Source organism: Photobacterium piscicola (genome assembly GCF_046058925.1).
Taxonomy (GTDB): domain Bacteria; phylum Pseudomonadota; class Gammaproteobacteria; order Enterobacterales; family Vibrionaceae; genus Photobacterium; species Photobacterium piscicola.
Genome location: NZ_CP175535.1, coordinates 494,354 through 507,024 on the forward strand (window position 1 = coordinate 494,354; position 12,671 = coordinate 507,024).

12 protein-coding genes are annotated in these 12,671 nt (G+C 39.5%); 11 read left to right on the forward strand and 1 reads right to left on the reverse strand.

The window, feature by feature from the left end; genetic code table 11:
- Positions 1-17: 17 nt before the first annotated feature.
- The 6 genes from kduI to ACJZU6_RS16900 all read left to right on the forward strand — a co-directional run bounded on the left by kduI (position 18) and on the right by ACJZU6_RS16900 (position 6,621).
- Positions 18-848: a 5-dehydro-4-deoxy-D-glucuronate isomerase gene (gene kduI / locus ACJZU6_RS16875; protein ID WP_107276654.1), complete on the forward strand. Its 831-nt coding sequence runs from the start codon at positions 18-20 to the stop codon at positions 846-848.
- Between the two features lie 85 nt (positions 849-933).
- Positions 934-1,689, forward strand: coding sequence for a 2-dehydro-3-deoxy-D-gluconate 5-dehydrogenase KduD (kduD, locus tag ACJZU6_RS16880; RefSeq protein ID WP_080156399.1), 756 nt, complete (start codon positions 934-936; stop codon positions 1,687-1,689).
- A gap of 12 nt (positions 1,690-1,701) precedes the next feature.
- Entirely contained in the window at positions 1,702-2,754 is a 1,053-nt protein-coding gene (locus ACJZU6_RS16885; RefSeq protein WP_408901461.1) for a glycoside hydrolase family 105 protein, read from the forward strand.
- 124 nt (positions 2,755-2,878) lie between these two features.
- Positions 2,879-3,625 (forward strand): carbohydrate-binding family 9-like protein, encoded by a 747-nt coding sequence (locus ACJZU6_RS16890; protein WP_408901462.1) that lies wholly within the window; start codon positions 2,879-2,881, stop codon positions 3,623-3,625.
- A 262-nt stretch (positions 3,626-3,887) separates the two neighbouring features.
- A complete protein-coding gene (locus ACJZU6_RS16895; protein ID WP_408901463.1) occupies positions 3,888-5,495 on the forward strand; it encodes an NAD(P)/FAD-dependent oxidoreductase in 1,608 nt (535 codons plus the stop codon).
- Positions 5,496-5,943: 448 nt separating this feature from the next.
- Positions 5,944-6,621 carry a YoaK family protein gene (locus tag ACJZU6_RS16900; RefSeq protein WP_080156395.1) on the forward strand — a complete coding sequence of 226 codons (678 nt, stop codon included), beginning with the start codon at positions 5,944-5,946 and terminating at the stop codon, positions 6,619-6,621.
- A 74-nt stretch (positions 6,622-6,695) separates the two neighbouring features.
- Here the strand turns inward: ACJZU6_RS16900 and ACJZU6_RS16905 are convergent, their stop codons facing one another.
- Positions 6,696-7,589: a dihydrodipicolinate synthase family protein gene (locus ACJZU6_RS16905; protein ID WP_408901464.1), complete on the reverse strand. Its 894-nt coding sequence runs from the start codon at positions 7,587-7,589 to the stop codon at positions 6,696-6,698.
- A gap of 283 nt (positions 7,590-7,872) precedes the next feature.
- Here ACJZU6_RS16905 and ACJZU6_RS16910 point away from each other — a divergent pair, with 283 nt between their 5' ends.
- From ACJZU6_RS16910 to nanQ, 5 genes are all read left to right on the forward strand, one after another.
- Positions 7,873-8,742 carry a MurR/RpiR family transcriptional regulator gene (locus tag ACJZU6_RS16910; protein ID WP_408901465.1) on the forward strand — a complete coding sequence of 290 codons (870 nt, stop codon included), beginning with the start codon at positions 7,873-7,875 and terminating at the stop codon, positions 8,740-8,742.
- Positions 8,743-9,006: 264 nt separating this feature from the next.
- On the forward strand, positions 9,007-9,723 hold the full coding sequence (locus tag ACJZU6_RS16915) for an N-acetylmannosamine-6-phosphate 2-epimerase (RefSeq protein ID WP_408901466.1): 717 nt from the start codon (positions 9,007-9,009) through the stop codon (positions 9,721-9,723).
- Positions 9,720-10,616 carry an N-acetylmannosamine kinase gene (locus ACJZU6_RS16920; protein ID WP_408901467.1) on the forward strand — a complete coding sequence of 299 codons (897 nt, stop codon included), beginning with the start codon at positions 9,720-9,722 and terminating at the stop codon, positions 10,614-10,616. The genes ACJZU6_RS16915 and ACJZU6_RS16920 overlap by 4 nt, the downstream gene beginning before the upstream one ends.
- A 42-nt stretch (positions 10,617-10,658) precedes the next feature.
- Positions 10,659-12,137: a sodium:solute symporter gene (locus ACJZU6_RS16925; protein ID WP_080156390.1), complete on the forward strand. Its 1,479-nt coding sequence runs from the start codon at positions 10,659-10,661 to the stop codon at positions 12,135-12,137.
- Between the two features lie 64 nt (positions 12,138-12,201).
- Positions 12,202-12,669 carry an N-acetylneuraminate anomerase gene (gene nanQ / locus ACJZU6_RS16930; protein WP_080156389.1) on the forward strand — a complete coding sequence of 156 codons (468 nt, stop codon included), beginning with the start codon at positions 12,202-12,204 and terminating at the stop codon, positions 12,667-12,669.
- The last annotated feature ends 2 nt before the right edge of the window (positions 12,670-12,671 follow it).

The window sequence follows — 12,671 nt, forward strand, 5'->3', positions numbered from 1 at the left end:
GATTTAAGAGGTTTTTCATGGAAATTCGTCAACCAATTCATAGTCAGCATGCCAAGCAATTAGATACTGCGGGTATTCGTGAGCAATTCTTAATTGAAAATATGTTTCAAGCCGGTGAAATTAATCTTACTTATAGCCATATCGATCGCATTATTGTGGGTGCGGCCGTGCCGACGACTGCGGCTATTGTGTTTGAAGGTGGTAAAGAGATTGGTGTTGATTACTTTTTACAACGTCGTGAATTAGGTGTGATTAATATCGGTGCGCCAGGATTAGTGATTGTTGATGGTGAGACTTTTGAAATTGGCTCACGCGAAGCTATTTATGTTGGCATGGGCGCACAAGATATTCGTTTTGAAAGTGTCGTTGCCGATAAACCTGCACGTTTCTATTTAAATTGTGCGCCTGCTCATCACAGCTATCCAACCCGTAAAATTACCCGTGAAGATGCATCTCCAGAGCAAATTGGTAGCCAAGAAAACTGTAATGTTCGCACGATTTATAAGTATTTACATCCTTCTGTGTTACCAACCTGCCAACTATTAATGGGCATGACTGAGCTGGCTGCTGGCAGCTTGTGGAATACCATGCCATGTCATACCCATGAGCGTCGTATGGAAGTGTATTTGTACTTTGATATGAGCCAAGACAACATCGTGTTCCATTACATGGGTGAGCCTCAAGAAACGCGCCATATCGTGGTGCGTAATGAGCAAGCAGTGATCAGTCCAAGTTGGTCAATTCACTCTGGTGTGGGTACGGCGTCTTATACCTTTATTTGGGGCATGGTAGGTGAGAACCAAACCTTCCACGATATGGATCATGTCGCGATGAGCGATCTTAAATAAGCCTTAGTTTTTCACCGTTAAGCGTTAATTTATTTAGCAAGTAGTGCTGGCTATTGTTGGTGCTACTTTACAAGGATAGAACTCGATGAATATGTTTGATTTAAGCGGTAAAGTTGCGATTGTGACTGGTTGTAATACAGGTCTTGGTCAAGGTATGGCATTAGGACTTGCAAAAGCAGGGGCTGATATTGTGGGTATTGGTCATCAAGCAGCGCCTGAAACCCAAGCACAAATTGAAGCATTAGGACGTAAATTCCATTACATCACCGCCAACCTTATGCAGCAAGATAAGCTTGAAAGCATTGTTGCAGAAGCGGTAGAAGTGATGGGTCATGTTGATATTCTTATTAACAATGCTGGTATTATTCGTCGTCAAGATCTGCTGCAATTTTCTGAAAGTGATTGGGATGATGTGATTAACATTAACCAAAAGACCCTGTTCTTCTTATCCCAAGCGGTTGCTAAACGTTTTGTTGAGCAAGGCAATGGCGGCAAGATCATCAATATCGCTTCAATGTTATCTTTCCAAGGGGGTATTCGCGTACCGTCATACACCGCAAGTAAATCTGCAGTTATGGGTCTAACCCGAGCATTAGCCACTGAACTTGCTGAATACAATATTAATGTTAATGCAATTGCTCCTGGTTATATGGCAACAGATAACACCGAAGCACTTCGTGCCGATGCAGATCGCAACGCGGCAATTTTAGAGCGTATTCCTGCTAATCGTTGGGGATTACCGTCTGATCTTGAAGGACCTGCAGTCTTTTTAGCATCAAGTGCGAGTGATTACATTAATGGTTACACCATCGCGGTAGATGGTGGTTGGTTAGCACGCTAAGGAGAGCAGTTCATGGCAGCATTAGGTTCAAAAGAAACGATTTTAACGGCAATGAAGCGTGTTTATCGTTACCAAGCACAACACCAGACTCGCAGTGTGATTCGTCGCAGCGGTAAAACCCGTTTTATTAAAGATACGGATTGGGAACGTGGCGTATTTTGGTCATGTGTCTCCGCAGCGTGGCTAGCAACGGATGATAATGAATACCTTGATGGGGTAATGAATTATACTCTCCATACCGGTTTTCGTCCTGGGCCTAATGATCGTTTTGCTGATGATCATATTTGCTGCCAAGCCTACCTTGATGTTTATCCATTAATTGATCAAATTGAAGCGTTAGAGCCAACCATTAAAGCGTTAGATCTTATGGTTGAGAGCCCACAAGCGGGTCGTAAAGATTGGTGGTGGTGTGATTCATTATTTATGGCACCGCCCGCATTTGCTGCATTAACCCAACGCACAGGTGATCCTAAGTATCTTGATTACATGAATACTGCATTTTGGGATTCAGTTGAGCATCTACTCGATCCTGAAACAGGGCTATTCTACCGTGATTATCGTTATATTCCTGATGGTAATGGTGGTGAATTACGTGAAGCTAACGGTAATAAAGTATTCTGGAGCCGTGGCATTGGCTGGGTATTAGCCGCAGTGCCACGCTTATTAGCCCGTATGCCTGCCGATTACCCACAGCGTGAAAAGTATTTGGCGCTATTTACCTCACTGGCTGCTGAAGTGATTAAATATCAACAAGCGGATGGTTTTTGGCGTACAAGTTTACTCGATCCTGAAAATTTCCCTGCCTCAGAAAGCAGTGCTACAGCGCTGTTCTGTTACGGCTTAGCATGGGGTATTAAGCAAGGTCACCTTGACGCTGATATCTACATGCCAGTGGTTGAGACTTCATGGACGGCCTTACAAACCTGTATTCACGATAACGGCATGATGGGTTGGGTACAATTACCTGCGTTTAACCCACGTGATGTCGCCTTTGAACATAATATTGACTACGGTGCTGGGGCGTTTTTATTAGCAGCCACCGCTGTTGCTGATTTAGTGTCATAAATAAAAAAATAACGTCAATGTAAGTTGGTGAAAGCTAGGTAACGTCAAGCCGATTTGCTCGTCAGGTCGGCTTTTTTATACTTCATTGCGGATTAGTTGAAAAACGATAAATAAGGATATTGTAATGAATAAGTTAGTCATCATAGCTGCTGCTGTGACTGCGAGTATGACAAGCTACCATGTGGTTGCTGAAACAGTGACTCCAACAGTTGAACCTGTTGCTGCGGTATATAACATTAATTATACCAAGGTTGCCCCTGTTATTGATGGTATCGCTCATGATAATGAATGGAAATCAGCCCAAGTGTTAACTGATTTTACCTTTCCTTGGCGTGATACACCCGCACCTACAACGGAATTTAAGGCGGTGTGGAATGCAGATTCACTCTATTTTCAATACACAGTTACAGATGCAAATGTCGCTATTGGGACTGATCCTGAGCGAGCAATTTTAGATTCTGATCGGGTTGAAATTTTCTTAGCGAAAGATGCTAACTTATCCCGTTATTACACCATGGAAATTGATCCTAAAGCGCGCGTGTTTAGTGCAGAAGCAAGCTATGATATGACCAATAAAAAACGCGCATCGTTAGACAGTCATTGGACATGGAAAGGTCTAGAAACCAAAGCAAGTTTAACTGATAGCGGTTATGTTGTGGAAGGTAAATTACCACTGCAAACATTGACTGATTTAGCGCTATGGCAGGATAAACAACAAACGCAATTATTGTGTGCTTTAATGCGGGCAGAGTTCTCTCAACAAGCCGATGGCAAGTTGGATATGGGCTGGATGACATGGATCGATCCCAAAACACCTAAACCTAACTTTCACAACCCGCAAACATTTGGTCATTGTCAGTTAGTGAAATAATAGCTATTAATTTATTATAGGTTATTAAAAAATAAGGTTTATGCCGATATTTATATCATATGGCATAAGCCTTTTTTGATTCTAGGTATCTTTTTGTTTTTTTATCGTGATGTTTTCGAGGCGAATATAATGCAAATATTGGGATAAACACTAAAGTCTGTGAGATAATACTTGGCTAAGGTATAAATCTACCATCATCTGCGGCTAGGTTTATTCTCTCCGAGATATTTTTATTGCATTCCCAATCGAGTTAGTGGACTTAATGATACGTATTAATGAAGTTAAATTACCGTTAGATCATAGTGAAGTAGCTTTACATGATTTTGTCATCAACAAGTTATCGATAAATAAAGACCAACTAGTTGATATTCATGTCTTTAAACGTGGTTATGATGCCCGTAAAAAAAATGATATTTATCTGATTTACACTGTAGATATCACTTTAAAAGACGTTGATGAAGAGCAATTACTAACGACGTTTGCTAACGATCACCAAGTGAAAGCATCACCAGATACAAGCTATAAATATGTGACTCAAGCGCCTGAAAATATCACCGAGCGCCCAATTGTTATTGGTATGGGGCCATGTGGCTTATTTACTGGACTTATTTTGGCGCAGATGGGATTTAAGCCTATTATTCTAGAGCGCGGAAAATCAGTACACGAACGTGCAAAAGATACTTTCCGTTTTTGGCGTACGCGTGAACTCAACACTGAATCAAATGTACAGTTTGGTGAAGGTGGCGCAGGTACATTCTCTGACGGTAAATTATACAGTCAAGTCAAAGATCCTCGTTTTCTGGGTCTTAAAGTAAAGCAAGAATTTGTTGCAGCGGGCGCACCGGCTGAAATTATTTATCTAAGTAAGCCACATATTGGTACCTACAAATTGGTAACAATGGTTGAGAAGATGCGTCGTAAAATTATTGAACTTGGCGGTGAGATTCGTTTTGAAACTCGCGTTGAAGAAATAAATATTGAAGATAATCAAGTTATTGGCGTTACTTTATCAACTGGTGAAGTAATTCCATCTAAGCACGTTGCATTAGCGATTGGCCACAGTGCGCGTGATACCTTTAAGATGTTACATGACAAAGGTGTCCACCTTGAAGCGCAATCATTTTCAGTTGGTTTCCGTATTGAGCATAAACAAGAAACTATTGATGCTGCACGTTTTGGTAAAAATGCAGGTCATCCTTTATTAGGTGCTGCGGATTATAAATTGGTTCACCACTGTAAAAATGGCCGTTCAGTTTATAGTTTCTGTATGTGTCCTGGTGGCGTTGTGGTTGCAGCAACCTCTGAGCTTGAGTCAGTAGTAACCAACGGTATGAGCCAATACTCACGTAGTGAGCGTAATGCTAACAGTGCGATTGTTGTCGGTATTTCACCTGAAGACTTTGCTAATGATCCAATGCAAGGTATTGCTTTGCAGCGTAAGCTAGAGCGTAATGCTTATGTTCTTGGTGGCAGTAGCTATGATGCGCCAGCACAATGTGTGGGTGATTTCTTAGCGGGTAAAACAGTTAGCCAAATGGGTGATGTTGAACCGTCTTACAAGCCAAATGTTAAGTTCACTGATCTAAGCAGCAGTTTGCCTGATTATGCTATCGAAGCGATTCGTGAAGCATTGCCTGCGTTCAATAAAAAGATTAAAGGTTTCTCACATGCTGATAGCATGTTAACCGGTGTTGAAACGCGTACATCTTCTCCTGTACAAATTAAACGTGGAAAAGATTTCCAAAGCATTAATACTAAAGGTTTATATCCTGGTGGTGAAGGTGCAGGTTATGCGGGTGGTATTTTATCTGCAGGCATCGACGGTATTAAAGTTGCCGAAGCTATTGCGCTTGATATGTTAAATGCATAATTAGTTAAATCAAAGGGTGTAATAACAGTAAATCAGCATAATGTTATTGCACCTTTTATTATTTTTATTGATGATCTCTTGGTCGCTACTCTCTTAACCTCTTTTTTCTGCTTGTTGTTGTCTTATTTTTTTCTTTATTAAATAAAATAACGTCAAAATATTGCATTAATATAATGCGAACGATTAAGTTTTTTAATTCCTTGTTTTGAATGCAAAAAATAGCATCCTTCTGCCTTTTTTACTGATCATTGGTATCAAAATCCAATAATATTGGGTTAGATTTTTATTTTTATTATGTGATTTGCGTCACTAAACTGAAGTTGCTAGCTATGCTGAAATATTTGGTTACAATAGCGATTAGCAAGGGTAAATAGCCTCTTTGATTAATAGAGTGCTAAGGGTTTACTGATAGTCATAATATGGAAATATAGTCGGATATGCAGAGTAAATGTTAAATGAAAGGCGGTTCTTTTTATCATTAATGCCATATTTGTTATTGTTTATTGCTGGCACTGTTGATGCGGTTGGTTTTTTACATCTAAAGGATGGCGTGTTTGCTTCTTTTATGAGTGGTAATTCGACTCATATGGGAATGATGCTGAGTTATCATGATTGCCCTCAAGCAGCCATTTATATTGCAATCTTGGGTATTTTTATTATCGGCTCCATGTCTGGCGAATTAATTGCCTTATCTGGGCGTCGATTTTACCGAGGTGTGGTGATGGCTTCCGTTTCGGTTGTGCTGATATTTGCCATTATCATGGAGTCTTATCTGCCTTTTTTAGCGATTAATTTTATTCTGTGTTATGGCATGGGGATGCAAAATATCGCATTACGGTTAACGATAGAAAAATCAATTCCTCTTACGTATGCGACTGGATATTTAGTTAATATTGGTCGTCTATTGGCATTGGCAATTGTTGGGCAAGGTGATCGTAAACGGTTGATGCAATACCTGTGTTTATGGGGTTCTTTGATTTCAGGTGCAATGAATGGCGGGTTTATAATGCAAACAATTCCCCAATATTCATTATTTCCAGCATTGGCATTAACCTCCTTTATTGCTGTCACTTTGTTTTATATTGAATATACTCATCGCTCAACCCCAATTGATACTGAACTGTAATATTGGCCTTAATTCACACTGTAAATAAAGAAGCCAGCAATTATTTGCTGGCTTCTTTATATGAGCAAAAATAACTAAGCCACTAAAATGGCATCACGCATTTTACATATAACATCTTGTTTTTGTTCGGTTGTTAATGTGCGTAATGGAAGGCGTGGGTTACCTGCATCAATATCATGTAGCATCATTGCCGTTTTACCTGCCGCGACACCGCCGTATTCAACTAAGACACGAATAAGTGCAATCACATTGTCCATTTTATTGATCACCGTTTGATGATCACCTTGAGCAAAAGCATTAATCATGTCGTGATAAAGAGGCGCTGCATAATTGTAAGTACTGCCAACAGCACTAATTGCTCCCACCGCTAATGCGCCAGGGAAATGCTCATCAACACCCCATGGTACATCAAACTTACTATCACAAACACGTAAACAACGTTGGTATTCATATAAATTGGTGCTGTTAAATTTAACCCCATATAGATTTGGAATCACTTTATCAGCAGCAATTAAGAATTGTTCCATATCAACCGTTACGCCACTCATTTCTGAATGATAGTAGTAGAATCCTTTAGAAGGAGCAGCGTCAGCAACTGCTTTACAGTAATTAACTAAATCGGTAACGTTATTGGGTTTAAAGAAACATGGGCCGATAGCTGAAGTTGCATAGATGTCTAATTGATCGGCATGACGAGTTAACTCTAGTGTATCGGCAATACTTAACGCGCCAGTATGAATGATCAGTTTTAGTTGACCTGCACTTGCCTGTACCCACCGTTCTGCAACTGCTTTACGCTCTGCCACAGAGCAATGAATACCTTCGCCCGTCGTACCTAATACATAAGCACCCACAATATTGGTATCAATAAGATGCTTAGCAATAGCATCAATGGCGACATAGTCAATTTCACCGTTAGCTAGAAATGGCGTATGAGGGGCTGCAATTAAACCTGTTAGCTTTTCCATGTCTCAGATCCTTGTTGTGAAGTTTTACTTCTAAAATAAAAATATTATGGAGTTGCTTTATCATACGAAGTGATATTTAGGTTGGCAATAAAAAAGAAACGACTTTTAGGGCTTTTAATAGAAACTGTGATCTATTGCTATTAATTGATTTTTTAAATTTATAAAATATTTTTTATCGCTATTTTGGATTGAAATGATGATTGGATTTGATTTTGGAGTAAAACTTCATAATGATAATACAATAAAGATCGCCACCTAAGCTGAAGAATGGCAAGGATAACGTATGAATGCGGTAACAGATGCAATTCAAGTGGGTAAAATTTTAGATACGTTAGGTAGTCTACGTGATAGCTTGACACCATCGGCACGTCGAATCGCTGATTATGTTTTAGCACAACCTCAACCTGTGACTGAACTTTCAATTGCAGAACTCGCTCAGCAAGCTAACGTTGGCGAAGCCAGTATTATTCGTTTTTGTCGGGCACTCCATTTTAAAGGTTTTCAAGATCTTAAGATGAAGTTAGCGATTGAGGTTGCAACACCTCATGATACTGAGAAGCACATGCTTGATACCGAATTAACCGCAGATGATGATGCTGAACATATCGGTCGAAAGTTACAACAGACGATCAATAATGTCTTAGGTGAAACATTAAATTTATTAGATTTTTCTGAATTAGAAGCGGTGGCTCGTGCTTTACAGCAACAAAGACGGATTTATTTTTTTGGCGTGGGGTCCTCTGGCATTACTGCAGAAGATGCGAAAAATAAACTTATGCGGATTGGATTTGATGTCGATGCGTTAACCAATAATCATTTTATGTATATGAAAGCTGCATTATTAAACAGTGATGATGTTGCGATTGGTATTAGTCATTCCGGAACGTCAAAAGAAACCATTAAAGCGTTAGCATTGGCCAAAGAGTGTGGCGCAATTACTGTGGCGCTGACGCATAATCCATTATCGCCGTTGGCTGAATTGTCTGATTATGTATTAATTAATGGTAATCGTCAGGGGCAACTGCAAGGGGATTCTATTGGTACTAAAATAACGCAACTGTTTGTATTAGATATGCTTTATACATTGCTGGTTCGTGACAATCCTCAACATACACGGCAGCAGAAGTATAAAACAACCCAAGCGCTAGATTAAAACTTTACCAGAAATACTATTAAGGTCACATTCAAATGTGGCCTTTTTTTATGGGGGTAAAGCAGCCTTACTGGTTATTCATTAAACATTAATCACAACGAATTGATTATTTTTAACTGTGATTTACATCGTGATTTTGAGGTTATTTTAGGCAAAGAGTGTGCAATATATCTCTATTTAAAAAGTTCATTATTGCGTCACTCCAATGATATCGACATTATGGAGTCAAACTTCATAACGTTGATATTTTTGGAGCTAACGATCATGGTTAAGCGTTCACAAACACTTCTTGCACATATAAATAATGGTTTTATCTCTTCTTGCCAGCCTGTTGATGATAGCCCTATGGATCAGCCTCAGATTGTATCGGCAATGGCGCAATCATCGGTTTTAGGTGGTGCTGCGGGTTTACGTATTGAAGGTATTGCAAATTTACAAGCAACACGTCCACATGTGGCTGTACCTATTATTGGTATTATTAAACGAGATCTGAATAACTCAGCAGTAAGAATTACACCTTTTGTAGAAGATGTTGCTGATCTTGCTGCAGCTGGTGCTGACATTATTGCGATTGATGGTACGCAACGCCAACGTCCAGAAACAGTTGAAAATTTAATTAATGCTATTCATCAACATGGATGTTTAGCAATGGCTGATTGTGCAACGTTGGCTGATGGGGATATGTGCCATCAATTAGGTGCCGACATTATTGGTTCAACATTATCAGGTTATACCGAAGGTGAGGTGCCTGCTGAACCTGACTTAGAGCTTGTCATGGCTTTACACCAACGTGGTTATTTTGTGATGGCTGAAGGGCGTTATAACTCACCAGTATTAGCAGCTAAAGCAATGACTGCGGGAGCGAACTGCGTCACTGTTGGCTCGGCAATTACGCGTATTGAACATATCTGCGAATGGTTTAAACAAGCGGTAAATACTGCTGCAACCGCAGATCAATTACGAGTTAAGGATATTGCATGAGTGTTTGTTTAGCGGTTGATATTGGTGGCACAAAAATAGCTGCGGCACTAGTGGATTGTGCAACTAACCAGATTATAGATCGTCATCAAATAGCTACGCCTCAGTCACAACAGCCCGCGGTGTTTTCAGCAGCCTTAGTCTCTTTATTAACCCCGTTTATCGTGAATGCTGATTTTGTTGCTATTGCTTCTACGGGAATCATTAATAACGGTATTTTGACAGCGTTAAATCCCGCTAATTTAGGCGGTTTAAATCGATTTGAATTAGTTGATGATATTCAGCGTATTACAAAATTACCGACATATGCAATGAACGATGCCCAAGCCGCGGCATGGTATGAATTTATTTCGCTAACGCCTAATAACAATACTCACAACATGTTGTTTATTACTATTTCTACCGGTATCGGTGGTGGATTAGTGTTGAATCAACAATTACAAACGGGTGCTCGGGGTATTAGTGGTCATATTGGACATACGGTTGTTGATGCTAATGGCCCTGTGTGTGGTTGTGGTCGTCAAGGTTGTATAGAAAAAGTGGCCTCAGGTACCGCGATAGGTGAACTTGGTAGTGCCTTATTTAAGCGTCCATGTAATGGGCAACAGGTCTATCAACTGGCACTTGACGGTAATGAAGATGCAATAAGTATTATTCATTCTTCAGCCGCTGCAGTCGCAGAATTAATTGCCAACCTCACAATTAGCTTAGATCTCGATGCGGTGGTTATTGGCGGCAGTGTGGGTCTTGCACCTCATTATTGTGAATATATTCAACAATATCTAAATGAAAAACCAGAACTTTATCGACCTCATATCATTCCCGCTCAGGCAGGTGGTGATGCAGGTTTGTTAGGTGCAGCTCATTGGTTTGCACGACAAGAAAATCATATATAGAAATTAATTATCTTCTCTCAACCCCTAAATGGTGAGGCTTATATGGAAATTCAAGCATTTGGTACGATCAATTACATCGTATTGTTCGCGTATTTAATTGGTGTCATGTTGGTTGGTGTTTATTTTGCTCGCCGTCAGAAATCAGCAGATGATTATTTTAAAGCTGGAGGCCGAATACCAGGTTGGGCGGCGGGAATTAGTGTATTTGCAACCACATTAAGCTCGATTACTTTTATGTCTATTCCTGCCAAGGCTTACACTTCGGATTGGACTTTCCTTGTTGGCCAATATGTGGCTATTCTTATTCTGCCGTTAGTGTTCTATTTCTATATTCCCTTTTTTAGAAAACTCAATTTAACCTCAGTATATGAATATTTAGAACGTCGCTTTGATATTAAGATGCGCTTGTTTGCCAGTATGTCATTCATGTTATTTCATATTGGGCGCATTGCGATTATTACCTATTTAACCGCACTTGCATTAATGCCATTTGTACATATTGATCCTCTGACGATCGTATTTTTAATCGGTGTGTTATGTATTGTTTATACCTTCCTTGGCGGTATTGAAGGGGTTATTTGGACGGATGTGATTCAAGGTATTATGCTGTCCGTCGCTGCAGTTGTCATTTTTGTTACTATTTGTTTTCATGTTGATGGCGGTGTGACTGAGGTATTCCGTTTAAGTGCTGAACAAGATAAATATTTCCCAAGTTCAAGTTTTGAATGGAGTTGGACTGAAAGTACCTTACCTGTATTAATTATAGGTTTCTTATTTGCTAGTTTACAGCAATTTACTGCGAGCCAAGATGTAGTACAACGCTACATTGTGACTGATTCTATTGAAGAAACGAAAAAGACCTTGATCACTAATGCTAAGTTAGTTGCTTGTGTGCCTATTTTCTTCTTTGCTATTGGTTCTGCGCTATATGCTTTTTATAGTCAAAATTCACAATTGATACCTGAGAATTTTAATACAGGAGGTATTCTACCGTTTTACGTGATTTCTCAAATGCCTGCGGGTATTGCAGGGTTAATTATTGCGGCTATTTTTGCAGCTTCTCAATCAAGTATTTCAAGCAGTTTAAATAGTATTTCTGCTTGTTACACTGTAGATATCTATAACCGGTTTGGCGAAGAAAAAAATATGCAGCAGAGCTTTAACATGGCAAGAGTTGTAACGATTATTGCTGGTATTTTAGGTGTTGCTGCTTCTGTTTATTTAATTAAAAGTAATGAAAGTCAAATATGGGATGCATTTAATAGTTTAATCGGTTTAATGGGCGGTCCTATGACTGGTCTGTTTATGTTGGGCATCTTTGTTCGCCGCGCTAATGCGGGTAGTGCATTATGTGGTGTGATTGCTGCGGTTGTTGCTGTGTTAATTGTACGTGGCTTTACTGACCTGAACTTCTTCTTCTATGGTGTGATTGGTACTTTAATGGTGGTCATCGTGGGCTTTATCACGGCCCCATTATTTAAAAGTAAGTCAGCTGAAGAACTGAATATAGTGACTGAATAATAAACTTAAAACAAAGCGGAGAAGCGGATGCTTTTCCGCTTTTTATTTATAAAAGGATAAGAAAATGATTTTTGGTGAAATTAAACAGCCGTTACATGCATTGCCTGCGGCTTTTCAACAAGCGATAAATTTTATAAATACACAAGATCTAGCACAGTTAGAGAATGGCCGCTATGAGATAGATGGTGATCGTATTTTTGCTAATGTGATGAGTTTTGAAACTCAAGCTGCGGCAGCTAAACAAGGAGAGGTTCATCAACAATATATTGATTTTCAATACTTAATCAGTGGTGAAGAACGTATAGATGTGTCACTCAATTTAACTGACTGCATTCCTGCAACTGATTATGATCATGACAATGATTTTGCGTTAGTTGAAACCATGCCAAATACCAGTTCTTTATTATTAAAGCCGGGTATGTTTTTAGCCATTTTTCCACAGCAACCACATAAACCAGGGTGCGTTATTACGACCCCAATGATGATTAAAAAAGTGGTGATTAAAATTCATCAACAATGTTTGTGTGAGTAGCT